Origin of the sequence: Streptomyces sp. Y2F8-2 (assembly GCF_014905555.1) — a bacterium.
Taxonomy (GTDB): domain Bacteria; phylum Actinomycetota; class Actinomycetes; order Streptomycetales; family Streptomycetaceae; genus Streptomyces; species Streptomyces cynarae.
This window is the reverse complement of record NZ_BNGS01000008.1, coordinates 241,107-265,681: the sequence shown is the minus strand read 5'-3', so window position 1 is coordinate 265,681 and position 24,575 is coordinate 241,107. Positions and strand designations below refer to the sequence as shown.

Sequence of the window (24,575 nt, the reverse complement as noted above, 5' to 3'; positions counted from 1 at the left end):
GCCCTTTCCCCGGCTGCGAGCCGCGCGTCGGCACGGCGCATTAGGGTGAGGGCATGCCAGCCAGCTATGCGTATCTCGGTCCCGAGGGCACCTTCACCGAGGTCGCCCTCCGTACGCTGCCCGAGGCCGCGACCCGTGAGCTCGTCCCGATGGTGTCCGTCCCGGCGGCTCTCGACGCCGTCCGCAGCGGCGAGGCGGAGGCCGCCTTCGTGCCGATCGAGAACTCGGTGGAGGGCGGCATCACCACCACGCTCGACGAACTGGTCGCCGGCGAGCCGCTGATGATCTACCGCGAGGTGCTCCTGTCGATCACCTTCGCACTGCTCGTCCGCCCCGGCACGAAGCTCTCCGAGATCAAGACGGTCACCGCACACCCCGCCGCCCAGCCCCAGGTGCGCAACTGGCTGAAGGCCAACCTCCCGGACGCCGTCTGGGAGTCGGCGGCGTCGAACGCGGACGGCGCCCGCCTGGTCCAGGAGGGCCGCTACGACGCGGCGTTCGCAGGTGAGTTCGCCGCCGCCCGCTACGGCCTCGAGGCGCTGGAGACCGGCATCCACGACGCGGAGAACGCGCAGACACGGTTCGTGCTGGTCGGCCGGCCCGCCCGGCCGGCGGCACCGACGGGCGCGGACAAGACCTCCGTCGTGCTGTGGCAGCGTGACGACCACCCCGGTGGGCTGCGCGACCTGCTGGGCGAGTTCGCCGTGCGGGGCATCAACCTGATGCTGCTCCAGTCCCGCCCGACGGGAGCCGGCATCGGGAACTACTGCTTCTGCATCGACGCCGAGGGCCATATCTCGGACCGCCGGGTCGCCGAGGCGCTCATGGGGCTGAAGCGGATCTGTCTGCAGGTGCGGTTCCTCGGCTCGTACCCGCGGGCGGACATCGAGCCGGACGCCGTGCGGGCCCCGCTGCCGGGGACGTCGGACGACGAGTTCGCCTCGGCTGCGGACTGGGTGGCGCGCTGCCAGGACGGCCGGTTCTAGCGTCTCGTCCTACCTGCAGATTTTCGTTGTCCACAGAAGTTATCCACAGGCGCCCTTCTCGATCTGGGGACAAGTCGACAGCACGGCATCAGTGAGTCGACAAATCGCTCTACGGACCCCCCGGCCGTCCATCCTCGCGTAGGCCACAGTTGTCCACCTGTTTCTTTCGATCAACCCGTTGGGGCGACCTCTTTCCACCCGAAAGTGCGGATGGCGGTGGTTTGAACCAGGAATTCGACGCCCCTCGCAGAGCTTTCGGAATGATCACCTCCAGTGTCCACAGATCTTCCGCACAGCCTGTGGATAACCCTTCGGGGCTTGTGGACGCCTGTGGACGAGCGAACCCGAAATCCAGGCCAGCTCAAGGAAGTCGCGTCAACGATTCCTGGACGAGTTGCCCCTTTCCGGCGACCGGCGCTCGTTCATTGACACCTGCCGTGATTGCCCCATAACGGAACCATGCCCTGCGGATCGGAATACGCGGTCGTGTCCCGGAACTCCGCACCGGTAGCCTTGAGGGGTGATTGACCTTCGCCTGCTCCGTGAGGACCCCGACCGTGTTCGCGCCTCCCAGCGCGCCCGTGGTGAGGACGTCGCGCTCGTCGACGCCCTCCTCTCCGCCGACGAGCGGCGCAGGTCGTCCGGCGTCCGCTTCGACGAACTCCGCTCCGAGCAGAAGGCGCTCGGCAAGCTGATCCCCAAGGCCACCGGCGACGAGAAGGCCGAGCTGCTGAAGAAGGCGAGCCAGCTGGCCGCCGACGTCAAGGCGGCCGACGCCGAGCAGAACGAGGCCGATGAGGAGACCAAGCGGCTCCTGCTCCAGTTGGGCAACCTGGTCCACCCGGACGTCCCGGTCGGCGGCGAGGAGGACTTCGTCGTCCTGGAGACACACGGCACCATCCGCGACTTCGCCGCCGAGGGCTTCGAGCCCAAGGACCACCTGGAGCTCGGCGAGGCGCTCGGCGCGATCGACGTGGAGCGCGGCGCGAAGGTCTCCGGCTCACGCTTCTACTACCTGACGGGTGTCGGCGCCCTGCTGGAGCTGGCGCTCGTCAACGCGGCCATCGCGCAGGCCACGGAGGCCGGGTTCACCCCGATGCTCACGCCGGCCCTGGTCCGCCCGCGCGCCATGGAGGGCACGGGCTTCCTCGGCCAGGCCGCCGAGAACGTGTACCACCTGGAGAAGGACGACTTCTACCTGGTCGGCACCTCCGAGGTCCCGCTCGCGGCCTACCACATGGACGAGATCATCGACGCGGACAAACTGCCGCTGCGTTACGCGGGCTTCTCGCCGTGCTTCCGCCGCGAGGCCGGCACCTACGGCAAGGACACGCGGGGCATTTTCCGCGTGCACCAGTTCGACAAGGTCGAGATGTTCTCGTTCATCGACCCCGAGGACGCCGAGAACGAGCACAAGCGGCTCCTGGAGTGGGAGAAGCAGTGGCTGACCTCGCTCGAGCTTCCGTTCCAGGTCATCGACGTGGCGACCGGTGACCTCGGCGCGTCGGCGTCGCGGAAGTACGACTGCGAGGCCTGGATCCCGACCCAGGGCAAGTACCGCGAGCTGACCTCGGCCTCCAACTGCGACACCTTCCAGGCGCGCCGGCTGGCGGTCCGCATGCGCGACGGCAAGAAGGTGCAGCCGCTGGCGACGCTGAACGGCACGCTGTGCGCCGTACCGCGCACCATCGTGGCGATCCTGGAGAACCACCAGTTGGCCGACGGCTCGGTGCGGGTGCCCGAGGTCCTGCGCCCCTACCTGGGCGGCCGGGAGCTGCTGGAGCCCGTGGCCAAGTGAGCATGGGCGAACATGCCGGTTTTCCGTCCACGTTTCCCTACAAGCTGATAGCGACCGACCTCGACGGGACGCTCCTGCGCTCCGACGAGACGGTCTCCAAGCGGACACGTGAGGCGCTCGCCGCGGCCACCGCGGCGGGCTCCGCGCACATCGTCGTCACCGGGCGCGCGGTCCCGTGGACGCGCCCCGTCCTCGACGACCTCGGCTACCGGGGTCTCGCCGTGTGCGGCCAGGGAGCGCAGGTCTACGACGCGGGCGAGCACCGTCTGCTGACGTCGGTGACGCTGGACCGGCAGATAGCGGGTCTGGCCCTGGCCAAGATCGAGGCGGAGGTGGGCCCGCTGCTGCTGGCGGCGAGCCGGGACGGCCTGGAAGGGGAGGTCCTGGTCGGCCCGGGCTACCGGGTCCATGACGGGCCTCTGCCGTACCAGCCGATCAAGGACGCGGCGGACCTGTGGTCGGCACCGCTGAACAAGGTCTACCTCCAGCACCCGACCCTGAGCGACGACGAACTCGCCGAGGCGGCGCAGCAGGCCGCCGGCGGTCTCGTCGGGGTGACCATGGCGGGCAAGGGCATCGTGGAGATCCTCCCCCTCGGCCTGAGCAAGGCGACGGGTCTGTCCCTGGCGGCACGCCGCCTCGGTGCGAAGGCCGCGGAGACGATCGCCTTCGGCGACATGCCCAACGACATACCGATGTTCGCGTGGGCGGCCCACGGTGTGGCCATGGCCAACGCGCACACGGACCTCAAGGAGGTCGCGCACGAGGTGACGCTGACCAACGACGAGGACGGCATCGCGGTGGTGCTGGAGCGGTTGCTGGGCTAGGGCCTGGCTTTCGGATCAGGTCGGCGTCGCGGGGTCCCTGGTCGAGCGTCCGGGAAGCCGGACTACGCGACTTTTATTCACTGGCGCCCGATTCGGCGAACGGGCACAGTAGTCATGTTCGCGACGCCGGATCAGGCCGACGCCACGTTCTGGGAGAGGAGCTTGGCGATGTCCATGCACGACAGTACGCCGAGCTCCCGGCAGGGCAGCCCGCGGCGGGCTCCGGAGTAGTTACCGCTCCGTCGAGTCCGCCCCGCACGGGGAGCTGCCCGGGGCGGCCGCTTCGAGCACGCGAGCACCCTCGCGTGGGCCGCCCACCCGGAGGATTGGCCGAGTGGAAAGGCACCGGCTTGCGCAGTGTTCGATCACAAGCAAGTCGTGGTCGGGGTCAACCCCCCGCGCGCGTTCGATCCGCGCATCCTCCGCAGAACCTGATCGCTACCGCCGCCGCCACCTGCGGCGCCGGGCCTTGCTGAAGAACCAGCCGGCGGGCGGCTCGTCCGAGCGCCACGGCTGGGGGGCGGGCGCCTCGTTGCGCCAGCGCGCTGCCAGCATCCGGGCGCGCGCGGACGGTTCCCTGGTCGATGCGGACCGTATGAAGTCCTCGTCGAACTCGACGCCGTCCCAGGTCTCCCCGGCCTCGTCCGCAGTCATCCCCGGTCCTTTCCGCTGCTGTGCGTCCCCTTTGCCCAGTGTGCCGAGGCAGGTGTGAAACCCCTGTCAAAAAAGGCTTCGAAAAGAGAAAGAAGACCGGGGCCCCGCCGAGGCCCCGGCTCCAGCCACGCAGGCACTGTCACTCCTCGCCCGCAAGCGTCAGCGACCGCAGCTTCTGCCCCGCGTACCAGGTGGCGGCCACGGTCACCACGATCAGCAGGACCGTGGCGGTGGGCAGCCCCACGTCCGAGGTGACCAGGGAGCTGTCGGAGACCTTGTGGGCCACGGCCAGCGACCACTGCTGGACGCTGAGCGTGCGCGCCCCGGAGACCAGCGAGCCGAAGAGCGCCTCCCAGACCAGCGCGTAGACCAGGCCGAACACCACCGCGTGCCGGCTCACCGTGCCGAGCAGCAGGAACAGCGCGGCGTAGGCGATGGAGGAGACGAGCGCCGCCACGGTGTAGGCGACCGCGATCTGCTGGCCGTTGCCGTTGAGGATCATGCCCGCGATGAACGTGGGCAGCGCGGAGAACGCCATGGTGACGGCGATCGCGACGATCAGCTTGGTGAAGATGATCGTGGACCGCTTCACCGGCTTGGCCAGCAGGTACACCACCGAGCCGTCGTCGATCTCGGGCCCGATCGCGCCGGTGCCCGCGATCACGCCGATGATCGGCACCATGGTCGCGAGCGCGAACCCGCCGAGGAGGTCGTGGGCGACCTGGTCGTCGGCGCCGGTCAGCGCCCGGACGACCACCGAGATCACGATCAGCAGGCCCGGCAGCGCGCCGAGAATGAGGGCCCGGCGGCGGCCGAGCAGGCCGCGGTAGGTGAGCCGGGCGACTGTGGGGTCGTACATCTTCGGCCTCCTACGCCGCGACCAGATACGAGAAGACGGACTCGAGGGACTCGTCGGACGGCGAGACCGTGAGCAGCCGGATGCCGTGCTCCCGCGCGACCTTCGGCAGCAGCGTCGTGAACCGGCCGAAGTCGATCGCCTGGATGCGCAGGGCGCCCTCGGTGAGGTCGACCTCGATACCGGACGTCGACGGGTCGGCGATCAGCGCGGCGGCGAGTGCCCGGTCGTCGCTGGAACGCACGAGGTAGCGGTGCGGGCGGTCGGTCATCAGGCGGCGGATCTTACGGAAGTCGCCGCTCGCCGCGTGCCGTCCCGCGACGATCACCTCGATGTGCGAGGCCAACTGCTCGACCTCTTCGAGGATGTGGGAGGAGAACAGCACGGTGCGGCCCTCGGCGCCCATACGCCGCAACAGCTCCATGAGTTGCATGCGCTGACGCGGGTCCATGCCGTTGAACGGCTCGTCGAGCAGCAGCAGCGACGGGTCGTGCACCAGGGCGGACGCCATCTTCACGCGCTGCCGCATGCCCTTGGAGTACGTGGAGATCTTCCGGTCCTGGGCGTACTCCATCTCGACCGTGGCAAGGGCCCGCTGGGCGGCCTGGGCGCCGAGTCCGTGCAACTCGGCGTTGGCGACGACGAATTCGCGGCCCGTGAGGAAGTCGTACATCGCCTCCCGCTCGGGGACGATGCCGATGTGCCGGTAGATCTCCTCGTTGCGCCACACCGGCTGTCCGTCGAGGGTGACAGAACCGGTGGAGGGAGCGAGGAAGCCGCCCATCATGTTGATGAGGGTGGACTTCCCCGCGCCGTTCGGGCCGAGCAGGCCGGTGACTCCGGGGCCGATGGTCATCGTGACGTCGTTGACGGCGACCACGTTGCCGAACCAGCGGGAGACGTGGTCGATGGTGAGCGTGGTCACAGTCCGACCTTTCGGTAGCGGCGCGTCAGCAGGCCGTAGCTGCCGGCGATGAGTCCGAGGACGACGAGGAGGAAGACGACTCCCTGCGCGGTCGAGGGTCCGTGTCCGCCGGGGAAGGACGAGTTCGCGCCGAGGAAGGCGGTCTGCACCCCGTCGATGAGGGTGATGGGCGAGAACAGGCCCATCCACACCGGGGCCGTGGAGCTGCCCGAGTGGACCTCCGCTATCGCCTGGATGGTCGAGACGGCTCCGTAGGAGATGGTCAGGACGGCGATGACGGCGGCGATACCGAAGCCGCGCCGGGGCGTCGCCGCCGCGATGACGAGGCTGATTCCGGAGAACAGCAGGGAGAGCAGGGCCACGGAGACCAGTCCTTCGGCGAATCCCTTGGTCTGGTGGGCGAAGTCCAGCTTGGCGAGCAGAGCGCCCACGTAGAGGACGAGCAGGGGCGCGGCCGTCAGGATGAACATCGCCGAGGCCAGCGCCGCGTACTTGGCGCGGACGTAGTCGGCGGTCTCGATGGGGCGGGAGAAGTACAGCGGAACGGTCTTGAAGCGCAGGTCGCGCGAGACCGCCTGGGGTGCCTGCGAGGCGACGTAGAGGCCGATGACGGCCTGCATGATGATCGCGTAGCGCGTGTACTGGACGGGGAGGTCCTTGGCGGTGGTGGCGACCGCGACCGCGACCATGATCAGCGCGGGAGCGCACATCACGACGAACAGCAGCATCGGCAACACCTTGGACTTCACCGAGCGGCCGAGGCCGTAGGCGCCGCGCAGGGACTGCGAGTAGAGCGAGCGGCGGGCGTAGGCGCGGCCCAGGCGCGGGCCGTCGTACGAGCGGTAGCCGATGTTGTGGATCCGGGTCTGTTCGGCCTCGTGGGCCAGGGGCTGCTCAACCGCCATGACCGACCGCCTCCTTCCGCTCGGCGTCGCTGTCCTTGAAGACCTCAGCGATGTGGTGCCTGCGCTGCTCCATACGGACGAGGCCGAGACCGAGGTCGGCGACGACGTCCCGGACGAGGTCGTACGTCTGCTCGCCCTCCGCGGTCAGCAGCAGGATGTGGCCGGAGCCCGGCAGGCCGCTGCCGTCCTCGGTGGTCACCCCGCGCGCGTGGAGCGCGTCGCGCACCGCGCGGGTGCCGTCCGGGTGCTCGTCGGAGTCGGTCACCTCGATCGCGAGGGTCGTGGTGGTCTGGGTGAAGTCCCGGGTGGAGCTGGACCGCAGCAGCTTGCCGCCGTCGATGATGACGACGTGGTCGCAGGTGCGCTCGAGCTCGCCGAGCAGGTGGGAGGTGACCAGGACCGAGATGCCGAAGTCGGTGTGCACGCGGCGGATCAGGCCGAGCATCTCGTCGCGGCCGACCGGGTCGAGACCGTTGGTCGGCTCGTCCAGGAACACCAGCTGCGGGTCGTGGACCAGGGCCTGGGCGAGCTTGACGCGCTGCTTCATGCCGGTGGAGTAGCCGCCGATGGGGCGGTAGCGCTCCTCGTACAGGCCGACGTGGCGCAGGGTGTCCGCGGTGCGCTCGCGGGCGGCGGCCGGAGGCAGGCCGGACATGCGGGCCATGTGCACGACGAACTCGGTGGCCGACACGTCGGGCGGCAGGCAGTCGTGCTCGGGCATGTATCCGACGCGCTCGCGGATGGCGCCGCCCTTGGTGGCGACGTCGAGGCCGAGCACCTCGGCGCGGCCCTCGGTGGCGGGGGACAGACCCAGCAGGATCTTGATCAGAGTGGACTTGCCGGCTCCGTTCGCTCCGACGAGTCCGGTCACGCCGGGTCCCACGTCCACGGAGAGCCGGTCAAGCGCGGTCACCCTCGGGAACCGCTTGCTCAGGCTTTCGGTCGCGATCACAGTCACGACATCGACGGTAGTGACGCCGGCCACTGCCGTCGTCAGACCGCAGAGCTGTATGGGGGTCCGACTCGAGTATTACGGGCCCGTAAGGGTCACCCTCAGGTCGAACGGCGACGAGCGCGGGACGGGCGGCGCATTGTCCACATCACGAGGGTTTTCCACAGACTGCGGGGCCGCTGTTGACGCCACCTCTAACAACTGCGACATTCGCCGGGTGTGACGGGACACACCAGGTGCCAGTGACGCAAGAGGGGGACGAGTGGCTGTCACGGGGGCGCGCGAGCGCCGGGTGCGGACGGGCGGGATCGAGCTGTGCGTGGCCGAGCTGGGCGACCCGGCGCGGCCCACGGTGGTGCTCGTGCACGGCTACCCGGACAGCAAGGAGGTCTGGTCCGAGGTGGCGCCACGCCTCGCCGACCGCTTCCACGTCGTGCTCTACGACGTCCGCGGCCACGGCCGGTCGACGGCGCCGAAGCCGCTGCGCGGCGGTTTCACGCTGGAGAAGCTCACGGACGACTTCCTGGCGGTCGCCGACGCGGTCAGTCCCGGCCGGCCGGTGCACCTGGTGGGGCACGACTGGGGCTCGGTGCAGGGCTGGGAGTTCGTCACCGCCGGGCGTACCGAGGGCCGGGTCGCGTCGTTCACATCGATGTCGGGGCCGTCCCTCGACCACCTCGGACAGTGGATCAAGCGGCGGGTCCGCCGGCCGACCCCCCGCCGCGTCGGCCGGCTGTTGGGCCAGGGCGCCAGGTCCTGGTACGTCTACCTGCTGCACATCCCCGCCCTGCCGGAGCTGGCCTGGCGCGGACCGCTCGGCAGACGCTGGCCCGGCATCCTGCGGCGCGCCGAGCGGCTGCCCGGCGGCGACTACCCGACCCCGTCGCTCCCCTCGGACGCGGCCAACGGCGCCTGGCTGTACCGGGACAACGTACGGCCCAGGCTCCGCCACCCGCGCCCCGACGCGTACGCGCACGCGCCCGTACAACTCATCACGCCGCTGGGGGACGCGTTCCTGTCGGAGCACCTCTACGACGAACTGGAGTGGTGGGCACCGCGGTTGACCCGCCGCACGCTGCCCGACAAGCACTGGGTCCCGCGCACACGGCCCGACCAAGTGACGGCCTGGATCGCGGAGTTCGTGACCGCCGTGGAGAACGGCCGGTCTGTGGCCGTGGGAAGCGGGCGGTACGCGGAGCGGTTCGGCGGGCAGCTCGTGCTGGTGACGGGTGCGGGCAGCGGCGTCGGGCGGGCCACGGCGGTCGCGTTCGCCAAGGCCGGAGCGCGCGTGGTGGCGGTCGACCGAAACGGCGAAGCTGCCGCCAGGACGGCCGAGTTGGCCCGGCGAGGCGGTGCTCCGGAGGCCTGGGCCGAGATGGTCGACGTCTCCGACGAGCAGGCGATGGAGAAGCTCGCCGAGAAGGTCGCCGCCGCATACGGGGTGGTGGACGTCCTGGTGAACAACGCCGGAATCGGTCTGTCCGGCTCCTTCTTCGACACCACCGCCGAAGACTGGCGCACGGTCATCGACGTCAACTTGTGGGGTGTCATTCACGGTTGCCGGTTGTTCGGCAAGCAGATGGCCGAGCGCGGTCAGGGCGGCCACATCGTCAACGTCGCGTCGGCGGCCGCGTACCAGCCGTCGAAAGTGCTGCCGGCCTACAGCACCTCCAAGTCGGCCGTCCTGATGCTCAGCGAGTGCCTGCGTGCCGAGTTGGCCGGGCAAGGCGTCGGAGTGTCGGCGATCTGTCCCGGCTTCGTGCACACGGACATCACATCGACCGCGCGGTTCGTGGGCGTGGGCGCGAAGGAGGAGAGGCGACTGCAGAAGAGGACCAACCTGTTGTACGGACTGCGTGGTTACCGACCGGAGAGGGTCGCCGACTCCGTTCTTCGCGCGGTGGTCCGCAACCAGGCGGTCGTACCGGTCACCCCGGAAGCACGCGGTGCGCGGCTGTTGTCCCGGATCGCGCCTGGGGTGTTGCGCGCGATCGCACGGATCGATCCGCCACTGTGACCAGATGGAAAGGGAGTTGGCGAACCGTCAGTCCTTCACAGGCCGGTTGGGCAAGTCGACTGATGATCCACCTACTTGGCGAACGTCCCCAAGAAGCCGAGCAGTTGTCCACAGAGTCGGCAATTTCCTTGTGGAAAACCCGTGTTGGTTGTGGATCAAACATCGGGAACGAAATCAAGTGCGTGATCCCCGTCTCTCCAGCAGTCTGGAAAGATGACGGGAAGGAATGACGACAGACGTACCGTGAAGGTGTCGAAGTACCTCTCGAAGCACCTGCGGCACCAGCCGGACCGCATCGGGATCAAGCTGGAGGACGGCGGCTGGGTGGAGATCGACACGCTGCTCGCCGCGGCGGCCGCCCACGGCTTCCCGATCACCCGCGAGGAACTGGACCGGGTGGTCGCCACCAACGACAAGAAGCGCTTCGCGATCGAAGGCACCCGCATCCGCGCCAGCCAGGGCCACAGCGTCGACGTCGACCTGGGACTGCCCCCGGCGACCCCGCCCGCGTACCTCTACCACGGGACCGTGGACCGCAACCTGGACGCGATCCGTGCCGAGGGCCTGAGGCCCATGAGCCGGCACGATGTGCACCTCTCCCCGGACCGGGAGACCGCCACCCGCGTCGGCGCCCGCCGCGGCCGACCGGTGGTGCTGGCCGTGGACGCCGGCGCGATGCACCGCGACGGCCATGTCTTCCACGTCAGCGAGAACGGGGTATGGCTCACCAAGGCCGTACCCCCGCAATACCTGCGTTTCCCAGAAAAACACTGACCCGTGGCTGCGATTCCCGGGCCTTTCCGATCAATCTCGGCTCGACCACTCCCCGGCTCCCTTACGCTCGAGGCATGAGTCTGCGTCTGAGCACCGTGATCCTGCCGTACGTCCGCTGGCACCAGGGCGGGCGTTCCGCCTGGGAGCGTGCGGAGCAGCTCGGGTTCCACACCGCGTTCACCTACGACCACCTGTCGTGGCGGTCCTTTCGCGACGGCCCCTGGTTCGGAGCTGTGCCGACGCTGACGGCTGCGGCCGCCGTCACCGACCGGCTGCGCCTCGGCACCCTGGTGACCTCGCCGAACTTCCGGCACCCGGTCACCCTCGCCAAGGAGCTGATCTCCCTGGACGACATCTCCGGCGGCCGGATCACGCTGGGCATCGGCGCGGGCGGCACCGGCTTCGACGCCACCGCGCTCGGCCAGGAGCCGTGGTCCCCGCGCGAGCGCGCCGACCGGTTCGGCGAGTTCGTCCCGCTGCTCGACCGGCTGCTCACCGAGGACTCCGTCACTTACCAGGGGACGCACTACTCCGCGCACGAGGCGCGCAACATCCCGGGCTGTGTGCAGCGCCCCCGGCTGCCCTTCGCGGTCGCCGCGACCGGCCCGCGCGGCCTGAGGCTCGCCGCCCGCCACGGTCAGGCATGGGTGACGACCGGTGACCCGAAGCTGTACGAGACCGGCACCCCGGAGGAGTCGCTGCAGGCTCTGCGCGCGCAGACCGAGAAGCTGGCCGACGCCTGCGCCGCGGTCGGCCGTGACGTGGCGGAACTCGACAAGGTCCTGCTCACCGGCTTCACCCCGGACCGCGGCCGTCCGCTTCAGTCCCTGGACGCGTTCGTCGACTTCGCCGGCCGGCACGCGGAGCTGGGCTTCACCGACATCGTGGTCCACTGGCCCATCCCCGACTCCGACTTCGCGGCGGACGAAAAGGTCTTCGAGCAGATCGCCCTGGAGGCCCCGGCGCAGCTGGGCTGAGCATGACGCGACGTGACGGCGCTGGTGAGCAGTGTCACCACTCAGGTGTGCGAGGTCTCGCACGACCGTGCGGGCATATGCGCCAGAATGGGCCGGTGACCTCAGCGACCCGACAGTCCGAGACCCCGGCCTCCACCCTCCCGCCCCGGCTGATCGCGACCGACCTCGACGGCACTCTGCTGCGTGACGACAAGTCGGTCTCCGAGCGGACCGTCGCCGCGCTGGCCGCCGCCGAGGCGGCCGGCATCGAGGTGTTCTTCGTCACAGGTCGGCCCGCCCGCTGGATGGACGTCGTCAGCGACCACGTCCACGGTCACGGACTGGCGATCTGCGGCAACGGCGCGGCCGTGGTCGACCTGCACGGAGGCCCCGGCACCCACCGCTTCGTCAAGGTCCGCGAGCTGGCCCGGGAGAACGCGCTCGACGCCGTACGGCTGCTGCGGGACGCCGCACCCGGCACGGTGTACGCCGTCGAGCAGACGTACGGCTTCTATCAGGAGCCGTCGTACCCGAAGCTGCACATGGAGATCCCGGACCTGCTCGCACCCGCCGAGGAACTGCTGGCCCCGGACGCCCCCGGCGCCCGCGAGCCGGTGCTCAAGATCCTCGCCTACCACCCGCATCTGGACCCGGACGCCTTCCTCACCCTGGCCCGCCTCGCCGTCGGCGACCGCGCCACCATCACCCGGTCCAGCCCCAGTGCCCTGCTGGAGATCAGCGGCCCGGGCGTCTCCAAGGCGAGCACCCTCGCGCTGTGCTGCGCCGAGCGCGGCATCTCCCACGAGGAGGTCGTCGCCTTCGGCGACATGCCGAACGACGTGGAGATGCTCACCTGGGCGGGACAGTCCTACGCGATGGGCAACGCCCACCCGGACGTGATCGCCGCCGCGTCGGGGCGGACCGTCGCCAACAACGACGACGGCGTGGCCGTGGTGATCGAGCGGATCCTCGCGGACCGGGCGTAGGTCGGCGGCGGTCGTAGATCGCCAGGAACGTCCATCGGACGGCGATTCCCTCGCGTACGGCTCTCAGATTCGTACGCCCCGTGCCGTCAGCCACGGCACCGGATCGATGCCCGACCCCCATTCCGGAGTCACCCGGACCTCGAAGTGCAGGTGCGGACCGGTCGAGTTGCCCGTCGTGCCGGACTGGGCGATCCACTGGCCGGTGGCCACCGGTTCTCCCTGGTCGACGGTGACGGCGGCGAGATGGGCGTACTGGGTGAAGTAGCCGTCCGGGTGCTGGATGACGACCTCGATCCCGAAGGCGCCGCCGCACGCCACCCGCACCACCTTCCCGGCGCCGACGGTCCGCACCGGTGTCCCGATGGGGACCGCGAAGTCCTGGCCGGTGTGCCGGTGCGCCCAGTGGCCGCCTCCGCTGCCGAACGGAGCGGAGAGTCTGTACGACTCCACCGGCGCCTCCCAGGCGCGGCGGGTCCTCTGCCGCGGCCGGCCCAGATGGACGGCGCCCCGGCACGATCCCGCGGCGGCGGTCGCATCTGCCTGCCTCTGCAGGACCCGTCGTGCCTCCTCCAGCTTCGCCTGAACGGTCCGCCTTCTGTCCGCCAGTTCGGCTTTCCGCTTCTGCAGCCGCCGTGACTGCGCCGACGCCTCGGCCAGGTCCGCGGCGAGACGGTCCTCCACCCTGTGGATACCGACGACCGCGTTCGCGTCGGCGCCATCCGCTCCGGCGAGCGAGTGCTGACTTCTCAGCAACTTCAGCGTGATGTCGGGGAGGAGCGTCTGCGGCACATTGGGGGGAGTCACGCTCTGGTGGTACCGGGCGCGCGCGACCAGGCCCGGATCCTTGCGGAGGGCCGCGCCCACCCGACGTTCCCGTATGAGGAGTCTCTCGTCACGCCGCGCTCGGGCACGCTGCTTCTCGGCTTCCCGGAGCCCGGTCTCGTACTGCCGCTCCACCACGGCGGCTTCGTCGTACAGCCGCGCCAGCCGGATGGCGGCGGAGGAATCGGCGCCGTCGCCCACCGTCGTGCCCCCGGCCACAGCGGGCCAGGCCGGAAGCGTCGTGAACGCGGACATCGCAACGGAAACGAGCAAGGCTCGCCGACAGGTTGAATGCATGTCAACGATCGTGACCCGTGTCGCGGGCGCAGTCCTGTCGACGTCCTACGGCTGGGGGAACGGGCGGCCACGGATGGCCCAGCGGCGTCCCTCATCCGGCTCCCAGCAGGTCCCCCCGGGCCTCCCGCTCGAGCATCTCCCGCAACGGCCCCTCCACCGCCGCCAGCTCGCCAGGGCCACCCCGCTGGACCACGCGGCCCTCCGCGAGGACGATCACCTCGTCGACCCCCTCAAGTCCGGCCAGCCGGTGGGTGATCAGCAAGGTGGTACGACCCTCGGTGGCGGCGAGCAGATCCGCGGTGAGCGCGTCCGCCGTCGGCAGGTCGAGATGTTCCGCGGGCTCATCGAGGATCAGGACGGGGAAGTCGGCGAGCAGGGCCCGGGCCAGGGCCAGCCGTTGCCGCTGACCGCCGGACAACCGGGCGCCGTACTCGCCGATCAGGGTGTCCAGGCCGTCGGGCAGCCCCTCCGCCCAGTCGAGGAGCCGGGCCCGCGCGAGCGCGTCCCGCAGTTCCGCCTCGCTCGCGCCCTTCCGCGCGAGCAGCAGGTTCTCCCGCACCGAGCTGTCGAAGAGGTGGGCGTCCTGCGCGCAGAGTCCGACCAGGCGCCGTACGTCGTCGCCGTCGAGCGCGTAGGCGTCCGTGCCGCCCAGCGTGTACGAGCCGGCGTCCGCGTCCAGGAACCGCAGCAGGACCTGCGCCAGGGTCGTCTTGCCCGCGCCCGAGGCGCCGACCACGGCGACCCGGTGGCCCTGTTCGAGGGTGAGGTCGAAGCCGCTGAGCGCGTCCCGCCGCTGCCCGTCGTACCGGGCGGTGAGCCCCTTCAGAACGAGCGGGAAGGGCGAAGAGGGAGCCGGTTGCGGCTGCTCGGGTTCGCGTACGGGCTCCGGAGCGTCCAGCACCTCGTGGACGCGCTCGGCGCTCCGGCGCACCCGCTGGCGGTGCTGCACGGCGAGCGGCAGCCCCAGGACCGCCTCGAACGCGGCCAAGGGCGTGAGCACCAGGACCGCCATGACCACCCCGTCGAGCCGCCCCTCGGCGACACCCTGTGCGCCCACGAGGGCGGAGGCCGCGACGGTCAGCCCGGTGACCAGCGCGGTGAGCCCGTCACCCAGCGCCGTCGCGGTGGCGGCGCGGGAGGCGATGCGGGTCAGCACGGCGTCGGCCTGCCGCGTCTGAGCGGTCCGCGCCGGCAGCGCACCGGCGACCGTCAACTCGGCCGTTCCGGTCAGCAGATCGGCCACCCGGGTCGCCAGTACACCCCGGGCGGGCGCCAGCCTCCGTTCCGCCCGGCGTGCCACGGCCCCCGTCACCAGGGGCACCCCCACCGCGGCCGTGAGCAGCCCGACGGCGAGGACGGCACCGGCCTCGGGCAGCAGCCAGGCGGTGAAGCAGACGGAACCGGCCGACACGACGAACGCGGCTCCCGCGGGCAGCAGCCAGCGCAGCCAGTAGTCCTGCAGCGCGTCCACATCGGCGACCAGCCGGGACAGCAGATCGCCCCGCCGGATCGCGCGCAGCCCCGCCGGAGCCAGCCGCTCGAGCCGACGGTAGACGGCGACGCGGGTGTCGGCCAGCATGCGCAGGACGGCATCGTGGGACACCAGCCGCTCCGCGTACCGGAACACGGCCCGTCCGATCCCGAACGTCCGCGTGGCCGTCACGGCCACCATCAGATACAGCACCGGTGGCTGCTGGGAGGCCCGCGAGATCAGCCAACCGGAGGTGGCCATCAGCCCCACCGCACTGCCGAGCGCGAGACTCCCGAGCACCAGGGCGAGGGCGAGCCGCCCCCGACGGGGGCCGGCCATGGCACGGACGCGGGCGAGCACGCCACCGCCCCTCGCCGGGGACGGGACGGGGGCCGGCTCGGCTTGGGCAGGTGGCGTGCCCGCCGACTCCCGGCGCGGCAGCGGCTCGGAGCCGGTCCGCGCGAGAAGGCTCGACGGGGTGTACTGCTCCGCCTCCAGCCGCACCACCCGGTCCGCCAGCCCCAGCAGTGCCGGCCGGTGCACCACCAGGAGGACCGTCCGGCCGACGGCGAGACGGCGCACCGCTTCCACGATCTCTGCCTCGGTCGCTCCGTCCAGGGACGCCGTCGGCTCGTCCAGCAGCAGCACCGGTCGGTCCGCGAGGAACGCCCGCGCCAGGGCGAGCCGTTGCCGCTGCCCCGCAGAGAGGCCCGAACCGTCCTCGCCGAGCACCGTGCGGATCCCCTCGGGCAGCGCGTCCACGAACGGAAGCGCCCCGGCGTCGGCCAGCGCCCTCCGTACCGCTGTGTCGTCCGCGTCCGGTCGCGCCAGCCGTACGTTGTCGGCGATCGTGCCCGCGTACAGATGAGGCCGCTGCGGCACCCAGGCGATCCGTGAGCGCCACTCCTCCAGATCGGCCGAGGCGAGATCGGCTCCCCCGACCCGTACGCGCCCCTCGGTGGGCGGCACGAATCCGAGCAGGACGTTCAGCAGGGTCGACTTACCCGCTCCGCTCGGTCCGACGAGAGCCACCGTTTCACCGGGCGCGACCGTGAGCGACACGTCGGAGACCGCGGCGGACGACCGCCCGGGATAGCGGACGGTCACCTCCTCGAAGACGATCGGCCCGTCCGGGACGCGCCGCTCACCGGAGGCCGGTACCGGCGTCTCCAACACCGCGAAGATCTCCTCGGCCGCGGAAAGCCCCTCGGCCGCCGCGTGATACTGCGTCCCCACCTGCCGCAACGGCAGATACGCCTCCGGAGCGAGCACCAGGATGACCAGCCCGATGTACAGGTCCATGTCGCCGTGGACGAGCCGCATACCGATCTCGACTGCGACGAGCGCGACCGAGATCGTGGCCAGGAGTTCCAGCGCGAAGGACGACAGGAAGGCGATGCGCAGCGTCCGCATGGTCGCCTGCCGGTACTCGCCGGTGATCCGCTTGATCGACTCGGCCTGGGCCTTGGCGCGGCCGAACACCTTGAGCGTCGGCAGTCCGGCGACCACGTCGAGGAAGTGGCCGGACAGGCGCGACAGCAAGCGCCACTGACGGTCCATCTGGGACTGTGTCGCCCAACCGATCAACATCATGAAGAGGGGGATCAGCGGCAGCGTGCCGGCGATGATCGCCGCCGACACCCAGTCCTCGGTGACGATCCGCGCCAGCACCGCCACAGGCACCACCACCGCGAGCCCCAACTGCGGCAGGTAGCGCGAGAAGTAGTCGTCGAGGGCATCGACTCCCCGTGTGGCCAGAGCGACCAGCGAACCGGTCTGCTGCCCGCTGAGCCACCCGGGACCGAGGGCCCCGGCTCGCTCCAGCAGCCTCGCCCGCAGTTCCGACTTCACCGCCGCGCTCGCACGGTGGGCGGAGAGTTCGGTGAGCCAGGACACCAGGGCACGTCCGACCGCCACGGCCGCCAGAAGCAACAGAGAGGTGCGGAGTTCGCTGATCGCATGGTGGTGCTGGAAGGCGCCGACCACCACCTCGGCAATCAGCATCGCCTGGGCGATGACCAGAGCCGCGCCGATGGCACCCAGGCCGACGACCGCCCCGAGGAAGAAGCGTGTGGCCCGCGCGTAGCGGAGCAGTCGTGGATCGATCGGTTTCACGTGAAACATGCCCTTCGGTCCGGGCGGGGTGTTTCACGTGAAACACCCCGCCCCGCCAGATTCAGTGCACGGCACCGGTGGACGTGTCGACGGCGATGTGCTGGGTGCCGATGCGCTTGCGGAACACCCAGTAGGTCCAGCCCTGATAGAGAAGGACGATCGGCGTGGCGATCCCGGCACACCACGTCATGATCTTCAGGGTGTAGGGGCTCGATGAGGCGTTGCTCACCGTCAGACTCCAGTCCGCGTTCAGCGTGGACGGCATGACGTTCGGGAAGAGCGTCAGGAACAGCATGGCGACCGCGGCCACGATGGTGACGCCGGAGAACGCGAACGACCAACCCTCGCGCCCCACCTGGTTGGCCACGAGCGCCGCGACGAGCGCGGCCACGGCCACGACCAGGGCGATCAGGCTCTTGCCGTCCCCTTGGTCGATCTGCGTCCAGGCGAGGAAGAGAAGCGCCAGCCCGGCGGTGACCAACCCGACGCCCAGGGCCAGCTTCCGAGCCCGCTGCCGGATGTCCCCGACGGTCTTGAGTGCCGTGAACACCGTCCCGTGGAAGGTGAACAGGGCCAGCGTGACCAGGCCGCCGAGCAGCGCGAACGGATTGAGCAGATCCCAGACGTTGCCCACGTACTCCAGGTGCTGGTCGATCTTCACACCCCGCACGATGTTGGCGAAGGCCACACCCCACAGGAAGGCCGGGATCAGGGAGGTCCAGAAGATCGCGTTCTCCCAGTTCCGCTGCCAGTTCTCCTCGGGCCGCTTCGCCCGGTACTCGAAGGCGACACCGCGCACGATCAGACAGACCAGGATGACCAGCAGCGGCAGGTAGAAGCCGGAGAAGAGCGTGGCATACCAATCGGGGAAGGCGGCGAACGTGGCGCCGCCCGCACTGAGCAGCCATACCTCGTTGCCGTCCCAGACCGGACCGATCGTGTTGATCAGTACCCGCCGCTCGGGGCGGTTGCGGGCCAGCAGCTTGGTGAGGATGCCGACCCCGAAGTCGAAGCCCTCCAGGAAGAAGTAGCCGATCCAGAGGACCGCGATGAGGACGAACCAGACGTCGTGAAGTTGCATGGTGTGAGCGCTCCCTCGGCCTAGTACGAGAAGGCCATCGGCTTGTCGGCGTCCCTCGAGTCGCCGCCGAGCCTGGTGGGCGGGTTGAGATCGGACTCGGTGAGCTCGGGCGGTCCGGCCTTGACGTACTTCGTCAGCAGCTTCACCTCGACGACGGCGAGGATCGCGTAGAGCACGGTGAACACGGTCATCGACGTGATGACCTCGCCCTGGGAGACACCGGGGGAGACGGCGTCACGGGTGCGCAGCACGCCGTAGACGACCCACGGCTGACGGCCCATCTCGGTGAAGATCCAGCCCCAGGAGTTGGCGATGAGCGGGAAGGCGAGGGTCCAGATCGCGATGCGCCAGTACCAGGTGGTGAGCGTCGGGCCGAGTGCCTTGTTCCTGAACAGGACCAGATGCGGCACCTCGTCCTCACCGACCCGCAGATGCTGCGGCAGCAAGAACTTCTTGCGGGTCAGCCAGAGCCCTGCCAGGCCGATGGCGAAGGACGCCATGCCGAAGCCGATCATCCAGCGGAAGCCCCAGAAGGTGACGGGGATGATGGGGCGGTAGTCGCCCGGGCCGTACTTCTGCTGTTCGGTCTTGTTGGTGTCGTTGATGCCGGGGACGTACGAGGTGAAGTCGTCGTCGGCCAGGAAGGACAGCAGACCGGGAACGGACAGTTCGACGGAGTTGTGGCCCTTGCTGACGTCGCCGTAGGCGAAGATCGAGAACGGCGCCGAGTTCTGCCCGTCCCACAGGGCCTCGGCGGCGGCCATCTTCATCGGCTGCTGCTTGAACATGACCTTGCCGAGGACGTCCCCGCTGACCGCGGTGAGCAGGCCGGCGATGACGACGGTGACCAGTCCGAGCCGCAGCGAGCTCTTCATCACGGGGACGTGCTTCTTGCGGAGCAGGTGGTAGGCGGCGATACCGACCATGAAGGCGCCGCCGGTGAGGAAGGACGCGGACAGGGTGTGGAAGACCTGGGCCAGCGCGGTGTTCTGGGTGAGGACGTGCCAGAAGTCGGTGAGTTCGGCGCGGCCCTTCGCCTTGTTGATCCGGTAGCCGACGGGGTGCTGCATCCAGGAGTTGGCCGCGAGGATGAAGTACGCCGACAGGATCGTGCCGATGGAGACCATCCATATGCAGGCCAGGTGGAGCTTCTTCGGCAGCTTGTCCCAACCGAAGATCCACAGCCCGATGAAGGTGGACTCGAAGAAGAAGGCGATGAGGGCCTCGAACGCGAGTGGGGCACCGAAGACGTCGCCCACGAAGCGGGAGTAGGCGGACCAGTTCATGCCGAACTGGAACTCCTGGACGATGCCGGTCACGACGCCCATCGCGATGTTGATCAGGAAGAGCTTGCCCCAGAACTTCGTCGCCCTGAGGTACCTCTCCTTCTCCGTGCGTACCCACGCGGTCTGCAGGCCGGCCGTCAGCGCGGCGAGCGAGATCGTGAGCGGGACGAACAGGAAGTGGTAGACGGTGGTGATGCCGAACTGCCATCGCGCCAGGGTCTCCGGCGCCAAAGCTATGTCCACGTCGTCCTTCTCCTTACGTCGCCGCGGTCACGCGGAATTTGCCCTGTTTGCCCCACTCATCATGGGAACAATCGGGCCCGCTTGTGAACGCGTTCACATTCACAAGCAATTATGGCGCATGGCGGTGGCAAGGCGGAGGGGTGGGGGTCCCTAAACGGGGACTGTTCGGCATCTGGCACAATCCCGCGCCGCCCCGGGCCCCGCGCCACTCGCGCGGGACCAGGGACTCGTCCGGGCCGACCCGAAGGACGCGATCTAGAGCTCCTTGTGGAAGCCCTCCGCGACCTTCATGAAGATGTCGTTCGCCTCGGCCTCGCCGATCGTCACGCGTACCCCCTCGCCCGGGAAGGGCCGCACGACCACACCCGCCTGCTCACAGGCCGCCGCGAAGTCCACCGTGCGCTCCCCCAGCCGCAGCCACACGAAGTTCGCCTGCGTCTCGGGCACCGTCCACCCCTGGGCGCGCAGCGCGTCCACCACGCGCGTGCGCTCGCACACCAGCGAGCCGACCCGGCCGAGCAACTCGTCCTCCGCGCGCAGCGAGGCGATCGCCGCCTCCTGCGCCAGCTGGCTGACACCGAACGGCACCGCCGTCTTGCGCAGCGCCGCGGCCACCGGCTCATGCCCGACCGCGAAGCCGACGCGCAGCCCGGCGAGGCCGTACGCCTTGGAGAAGGTGCGCAGCACGCACACGTTCGGCCGCTTGCGGTACAGCTGGATGCCGTCCGGCACCTGGACGTCGCGGACGAACTCGCGGTACGCCTCGTCGAGCACGACCAGCACATCGTCCGGCACGCGGTCCAGGAAGCGCTCCAGCTCCTCCCCGTGCACAACGGTGCCCGTCGGGTTGTTCGGGTTGCAGACGAAGATCAGCCGGGTCCGGTCGGTGATCGCGTCGGCCATCGCGTCCAGATCGTGCACGTCGCCCTCGGTCAGCGGCACCTGCACCGATGTGGCACCACTGATCCGCGTGATGATCGGGTACGCCTCGAAGGACCGCCAGGCGTAGATCACCTCGTCACCCGGGCCGCTCGTGGCCTGCAGCAGCTGCTGCGCCACACCGACCGAGCCCGTCCCGGTCGCGAGATGCGACTGGGGCACCCCGAAGCGCTCCGACAGCTCGCTCATCAGGCCCGTGCACGCCATGTCCGGGTAGCGGTTGAAGGACGCGGCCGCCGTGGTCACCGTCTCCAGAACGCCCGGCAGCGGGGGGTACGGATTCTCGTTGGAGGACAGCTTGTAGGCCACCGGGCCGCCGGCCGCGGCAGGCTTGCCGGGCTTGTAGGTGGGGATATCCTCCAGCTCGGCACGCAGCCTCGGGCTCGTCTCGCTCACCGCAGTCCTCCTCGCGCACACCACCGGCTCGTGACCGCCACCGGCGTCCAATGCTTCTCACCTTATGAGGATTCGGGGCCGCTGCGAATGGGCTGTGGACAACCGCTCCGTCCCGTGTGGATCACGGCATGGACGGGGGCCGTACGGATGCGGAGGGATGGCCGCCGTACGGATGCGGGCAGGGGGCCGTGCGGATCCGGGCGGGCCGCCGTACGGACCCGGACGGGCCGCCGTACGGACCCGGACGGGCCGCCGTACGGACCCGGACGGGCCGCCGTACGGACCCGGACGGGCCGCCGTACGGACCCGGACGGGCCGCCGTACGGACCCGGACGGATCGCCGTACCAACCCGGACAGATCGCCGTACGAACCCGCGCGCATCACCCCGCACGAAGGCGCGTGAATCCGGGGGCGCGTCGCCCCCTGTCGCACGCGCCGGTGGCTCACGCCGTGGCGCGCATCCCCCGTGAAGGTGAGTTGAGACCTCTTCGCAATACGGCCACCTCGACAGGCCCATGCGGGCCGTCACGTCATCTATTGACCTTAGATCGTTCAAGTCCCTTGCATTCCCAGGCACTTGAGTGTTTTTGATCATGCAGAAACGTACCTGTCAACGGGTGCATATGCGTCCGCACTACCCCACCACATGAGCCCTACTATCGGCTCGCCATGACAGCAGCAGGGAAGCACCAGGTGAGCCGGGCGGAGACCTCCCGCCGAGGCAGCCGGCCGGGCCGGGCGGGCATCAGAGACGTGGCCGCCGCCGCCGGGGTCTCCATCACGACCGTCTCCGACGCCCTCAACGGCAAGGGCCGGCTGCCGGACGCCACCCGACGCCACGTCCGCGAGGTCGCCGACCGGCTGGGCTACCGCCCCTCGGCCGCGGCCCGCACCCTCCGTACCGGCAAGTCGGGCCTCATCGGCCTGACCGTGACGACGTACGGGGATGAACCTTTCACCTTCACCGAATTCGCGTACTTCGCGGAGATGGCCAGGGCCGCCACCTCCGCCGCGCTCGCCCGGGGATACGCCCTGGTCATCCTGCCCGCCACCTCGCGCCACGACGTCTGGTCGAACGTCGCCCTGGACGGCACGGTCGTCATCGACCCCTCCGACCAGGACCCGGTGGTCAGCGAGCTGGTCCGGCAGGGGTTACCGGTCGTCTCCGACGGCCGCCCGGCCGGCTCCCTCCCGGTCACCGCCTGGGTCGACAACGACCACGAGGCCGCCGTCCTCGGCATCCTCGACCATCTGGCGGAGGCGGGCGCCCGCCGCATCGGGCTGCTGACCGGCACCACGACGGACACGTACACGCACCTGTCCACGACCGCGTACCTCAACTGGTGCGAGCGGGTCGGACAGGACCCGGTCTACGAGGCCTACCCGGCACACGACCCGTGTGCGGGCGCCGTCGCCGCCGACCGGCTGCTGGCCCGCCCGGACCGCCCTGACGCGGTCTACGGGCTCTTCGACCCGAACGGCACCGACCTGCTCGCCGCGGCCCGCCGCTACGGCCTGCGCGTTCCCGACGACCTGCTCCTCGTGTGCTGCAGCGAGTCCGCCGTGTACGCCAACACCGAGCCTCCCGTCACCACGCTCTCCCTCAAACCGCGCCGGATCGGCACCGCGGTGGTCCAGCTCCTCATCGACGCCATCGAAGGTGTCCGGCCGGAGCAGCCGGTCGAGCAGGTGATACCGACAGAACTGATCGTGCGTACATCGTCCGAGCGACGCCCGCCCCGCACCACGGTCAGCCCGCCCCGGTCGCCCGAACAGAGGTAGCCCGCAGGGGGCCCGCGGGTGACGCACCAGTCGCCCGCGGGCGCCCGACGACCGGGACACCGACGGGAAACCCCCGCCCATTTAGGGCGAATGCCGCGGTGAACTGGAGGGCTTCCCCGATTCACCACCCCTGGGTCATCACATGGCGCGATCCGCATTCCTATGATGGGCCCACGACACCGCGGGCCGCTGCGACCAGGCAGTCCGATGCGGTGCAGATGCGGCGCGATGGTGGAGGGGTCGATGACTCAGGGGGCCGGTCAGGGACCCGAGGTGGAGCGGACGGCGACGTTGCGCGACTTCCGGGTGCCCGCGTACGTCCACGAGGCCGGTCCGTACGCGCAGAGCACGCCCCACGACCAGGTCACCGGACCCGTCGCCGCCCCGGAGGCCTACCCCCACGGCTACTCCGACGAGTACACGCCCACCGAACGGGACCTCCCGGTCGTCAACCGCGGTGACACGCTCCAGGCGAACGTCGCTCCCACGTCCGCGCCCGCCCCTCAGCCCGCGGAGGGTCCCGGTCCGCTGTTCGTCGTCGGGGACGTGCACGGCTATCTCGACCAGCTCGTGGCGGCGCTCCAGGAGAAGGGCCTCATCGACGCCCAGGGGAACTGGTGCGCGGGCACGGCGCGGCTGTGGTTCCTCGGCGACTTCACCGACCGCGGGCCCGACGGCATCGGCGTCATCGACCTGGTGATGCGGCTGTCCGCGGAGGCGGCCGCGGCCGGCGGCTACTGCAAGGCGCTCATGGGCAACCACGAGCTGCTGCTGCTCGGCGCCAAGCGGTTCGGCGACACGCCGGTCAACTCCGGCGCGGGCACCGCCACGTTCCAGGCGGCCTGGCTGCTCAACGGCGGCCAGAAGACCGACATGGACCGCCTGCAGGACCACCACCTGCAGTGGATGGCCCGCCTGGACGCGGTCGAGGAGGTCGACGGACACCTGCTGGTCCACTCGGACACCACCGCCTACCTCGACTACGGCGACTCCATCGAGGCGGTCAACGACACCATCCGCGAGACGCTCACCCGCAACGACGCGGACGAGGTGTGGGACCTCTTCCGCAAGTTCACCAAGCGCTTCTCCTTCCGCGACGAGGGCGGCGCCGACGCCGTACGGTCCCTGCTGGACACCTACGGCGGCAGGCGCATCGTCCACGGCCACAGCCCCATTCCCTACCTCCTCGGAGAAGTCGGCTCGGAGGACGGCGAGGACAGCACGGGTCCGGTGGTCGAAGGGCCGCACATCTACGCGGACGGACTGGCGATCGCGATGGACGGCGGCGTGACCATGGCCGGAAAGCTGCTGGTCCAGCAACTGCCGTTGGATATCTGAGCGTTCCCCGGACAGACATCACCCCGACGGAGGACCGCGCGGAGGAGCGCAGGCCGGGGCCATTTTCCGGAAACCCCCTGTCACCGCGCGCCGTCACCGCTCTACCATCGGCTTATCCGTAGCAGGCTCCCCTCCGTTTCTGCCCGACGGCTCGTCAGCATGCCGAGC

19 protein-coding genes and 1 tRNA gene are annotated in these 24,575 nt (G+C 70.0%); 10 read left to right on the top strand and 10 right to left on the bottom strand.

Features of this window, described 5'->3' with window-relative positions:
- Positions 1 to 53 precede the first annotated feature (53 nt).
- The 4 genes from pheA (at position 54) to SY2F82_RS26665 (ending at position 4,036) form a co-directional block, all read left to right on the top strand.
- On the top strand, positions 54 to 986 hold the full coding sequence (pheA, locus tag SY2F82_RS26680) for a prephenate dehydratase (protein ID WP_200421689.1): 933 nt from the start codon (positions 54 to 56) through the stop codon (positions 984 to 986).
- Between the two features lie 520 nt (positions 987 to 1,506).
- Positions 1,507 to 2,784 (top strand): serine--tRNA ligase, encoded by a 1,278-nt coding sequence (gene serS, locus SY2F82_RS26675; RefSeq protein ID WP_200421688.1) that lies wholly within the window; start codon positions 1,507 to 1,509, stop codon positions 2,782 to 2,784.
- Between the two features lie 2 nt (positions 2,785 to 2,786).
- Positions 2,787 to 3,611 carry an HAD family hydrolase gene (locus SY2F82_RS26670; protein ID WP_200421687.1) on the top strand — a complete coding sequence of 275 codons (825 nt, stop codon included), beginning with the start codon at positions 2,787 to 2,789 and terminating at the stop codon, positions 3,609 to 3,611.
- 320 nt (positions 3,612 to 3,931) lie between these two features.
- Positions 3,932 to 4,036, top strand: a tRNA-OTHER gene (locus tag SY2F82_RS26665).
- Positions 4,037 to 4,049: 13 nt separating this feature from the next.
- On the opposite strand, the gene SY2F82_RS26660 is transcribed toward SY2F82_RS26665, so the two are convergent.
- The 5 genes from SY2F82_RS26660 to SY2F82_RS26640 form a co-directional block, all read right to left on the bottom strand.
- Positions 4,050 to 4,265, bottom strand: a complete 216-nt coding sequence (locus SY2F82_RS26660; protein WP_103837239.1) for a hypothetical protein — start codon at positions 4,263 to 4,265, stop codon at positions 4,050 to 4,052.
- Between the two features lie 139 nt (positions 4,266 to 4,404).
- Positions 4,405 to 5,124, bottom strand: coding sequence for an ABC transporter permease (locus SY2F82_RS26655; RefSeq protein ID WP_200421686.1), 720 nt, complete (start codon positions 5,122 to 5,124; stop codon positions 4,405 to 4,407).
- A 10-nt stretch (positions 5,125 to 5,134) separates the two neighbouring features.
- The gene (locus SY2F82_RS26650) at positions 5,135 to 6,046 is read right to left on the bottom strand and encodes an ABC transporter ATP-binding protein (RefSeq protein ID WP_200421685.1); all 912 of its coding nucleotides are present in this window, start codon (positions 6,044 to 6,046) and stop codon (positions 5,135 to 5,137) included.
- The gene (locus SY2F82_RS26645; RefSeq protein WP_200421684.1) at positions 6,043 to 6,951 is read right to left on the bottom strand and encodes an ABC transporter permease; all 909 of its coding nucleotides are present in this window, start codon (positions 6,949 to 6,951) and stop codon (positions 6,043 to 6,045) included. Before SY2F82_RS26645 ends, SY2F82_RS26650 begins: the two co-directional genes overlap by 4 nt.
- The gene (locus SY2F82_RS26640; protein WP_200421828.1) at positions 6,941 to 7,903 is read right to left on the bottom strand and encodes an ABC transporter ATP-binding protein; all 963 of its coding nucleotides are present in this window, start codon (positions 7,901 to 7,903) and stop codon (positions 6,941 to 6,943) included. Before SY2F82_RS26640 ends, SY2F82_RS26645 begins: the two co-directional genes overlap by 11 nt.
- A 262-nt stretch (positions 7,904 to 8,165) precedes the next feature.
- Between SY2F82_RS26640 and SY2F82_RS26635 the strand changes: the two genes are divergently transcribed.
- The 4 genes from SY2F82_RS26635 (at position 8,166) to SY2F82_RS26620 (ending at position 12,636) form a co-directional block, all read left to right on the top strand.
- Positions 8,166 to 9,920: an SDR family oxidoreductase gene (locus tag SY2F82_RS26635; protein ID WP_200421683.1), complete on the top strand. Its 1,755-nt coding sequence runs from the start codon at positions 8,166 to 8,168 to the stop codon at positions 9,918 to 9,920.
- Between the two features lie 213 nt (positions 9,921 to 10,133).
- The gene (locus SY2F82_RS26630) at positions 10,134 to 10,694 is read left to right on the top strand and encodes an RNA 2'-phosphotransferase (RefSeq protein ID WP_200421682.1); all 561 of its coding nucleotides are present in this window, start codon (positions 10,134 to 10,136) and stop codon (positions 10,692 to 10,694) included.
- A gap of 74 nt (positions 10,695 to 10,768) precedes the next feature.
- Entirely contained in the window at positions 10,769 to 11,671 is a 903-nt protein-coding gene (locus tag SY2F82_RS26625; protein ID WP_200421681.1) for an LLM class flavin-dependent oxidoreductase, read from the top strand.
- Between the two features lie 77 nt (positions 11,672 to 11,748).
- Positions 11,749 to 12,636 carry an HAD hydrolase family protein gene (locus SY2F82_RS26620; protein ID WP_200421680.1) on the top strand — a complete coding sequence of 296 codons (888 nt, stop codon included), beginning with the start codon at positions 11,749 to 11,751 and terminating at the stop codon, positions 12,634 to 12,636.
- 63 nt (positions 12,637 to 12,699) lie between these two features.
- On the opposite strand, the gene SY2F82_RS26615 is transcribed toward SY2F82_RS26620, so the two are convergent.
- From SY2F82_RS26615 to hisC, 5 genes are all read right to left on the bottom strand, one after another.
- A complete protein-coding gene (locus tag SY2F82_RS26615) occupies positions 12,700 to 13,713 on the bottom strand; it encodes a M23 family metallopeptidase (RefSeq protein WP_236041804.1) in 1,014 nt (337 codons plus the stop codon).
- Positions 13,714 to 13,846: 133 nt separating this feature from the next.
- A complete protein-coding gene (cydD, locus tag SY2F82_RS26610; RefSeq protein WP_236041803.1) occupies positions 13,847 to 17,350 on the bottom strand; it encodes a thiol reductant ABC exporter subunit CydD in 3,504 nt (1,167 codons plus the stop codon).
- A gap of 52 nt (positions 17,351 to 17,402) precedes the next feature.
- Positions 17,403 to 18,422, bottom strand: coding sequence for a cytochrome d ubiquinol oxidase subunit II (gene cydB, locus SY2F82_RS26605; protein ID WP_200421677.1), 1,020 nt, complete (start codon positions 18,420 to 18,422; stop codon positions 17,403 to 17,405).
- Positions 18,423 to 18,442: 20 nt separating this feature from the next.
- A complete protein-coding gene (locus tag SY2F82_RS26600) occupies positions 18,443 to 19,951 on the bottom strand; it encodes a cytochrome ubiquinol oxidase subunit I (RefSeq protein WP_200421676.1) in 1,509 nt (502 codons plus the stop codon).
- Positions 19,952 to 20,206: 255 nt separating this feature from the next.
- Complete coding sequence (hisC, locus tag SY2F82_RS26595; protein ID WP_200421675.1) at positions 20,207 to 21,286, bottom strand: histidinol-phosphate transaminase; 1,080 nt, start codon at positions 21,284 to 21,286, stop codon at positions 20,207 to 20,209.
- 670 nt (positions 21,287 to 21,956) lie between these two features.
- Between hisC and SY2F82_RS26590 the strand changes: the two genes are divergently transcribed.
- Both SY2F82_RS26590 and SY2F82_RS26585 read left to right on the top strand, forming a co-directional pair.
- The gene (locus tag SY2F82_RS26590) at positions 21,957 to 23,069 is read left to right on the top strand and encodes a LacI family DNA-binding transcriptional regulator (RefSeq protein ID WP_200421674.1); all 1,113 of its coding nucleotides are present in this window, start codon (positions 21,957 to 21,959) and stop codon (positions 23,067 to 23,069) included.
- Between the two features lie 228 nt (positions 23,070 to 23,297).
- On the top strand, positions 23,298 to 24,407 hold the full coding sequence (locus SY2F82_RS26585) for a metallophosphoesterase (protein WP_268980407.1): 1,110 nt from the start codon (positions 23,298 to 23,300) through the stop codon (positions 24,405 to 24,407).
- The last annotated feature ends 168 nt before the right edge of the window (positions 24,408 to 24,575 follow it).

Coding starts and splice junctions, on each gene's coding strand:
- pheA (WP_200421689.1), top strand. CDS start 54: ATGCCAGCCAGCTATGCGTATCTCGGTCCCGAGGGCACCTTCACCGAG.
- SY2F82_RS26670 (WP_200421687.1), top strand. CDS start 2,787: ATGGGCGAACATGCCGGTTTTCCGTCCACGTTTCCCTACAAGCTGATA.
- SY2F82_RS26660 (WP_103837239.1), bottom strand. CDS start 4,265: ATGACTGCGGACGAGGCCGGGGAGACCTGGGACGGCGTCGAGTTCGAC.
- SY2F82_RS26655 (WP_200421686.1), bottom strand. CDS start 5,124: ATGTACGACCCCACAGTCGCCCGGCTCACCTACCGCGGCCTGCTCGGC.
- SY2F82_RS26645 (WP_200421684.1), bottom strand. CDS start 6,951: ATGGCGGTTGAGCAGCCCCTGGCCCACGAGGCCGAACAGACCCGGATC.
- SY2F82_RS26630 (WP_200421682.1), top strand. CDS start 10,134: ATGACGGGAAGGAATGACGACAGACGTACCGTGAAGGTGTCGAAGTAC.
- SY2F82_RS26625 (WP_200421681.1), top strand. CDS start 10,769: ATGAGTCTGCGTCTGAGCACCGTGATCCTGCCGTACGTCCGCTGGCAC.
- SY2F82_RS26620 (WP_200421680.1), top strand. CDS start 11,749: ATGCGCCAGAATGGGCCGGTGACCTCAGCGACCCGACAGTCCGAGACC.
- SY2F82_RS26615 (WP_236041804.1), bottom strand. CDS start 13,713: ATGTCCGCGTTCACGACGCTTCCGGCCTGGCCCGCTGTGGCCGGGGGC.
- cydD (WP_236041803.1), bottom strand. CDS start 17,350: ATGTTTCACGTGAAACCGATCGATCCACGACTGCTCCGCTACGCGCGG.
- cydB (WP_200421677.1), bottom strand. CDS start 18,422: ATGCAACTTCACGACGTCTGGTTCGTCCTCATCGCGGTCCTCTGGATC.
- SY2F82_RS26590 (WP_200421674.1), top strand. CDS start 21,957: ATGACAGCAGCAGGGAAGCACCAGGTGAGCCGGGCGGAGACCTCCCGC.
- SY2F82_RS26585 (WP_268980407.1), top strand. CDS start 23,298: ATGGTGGAGGGGTCGATGACTCAGGGGGCCGGTCAGGGACCCGAGGTG.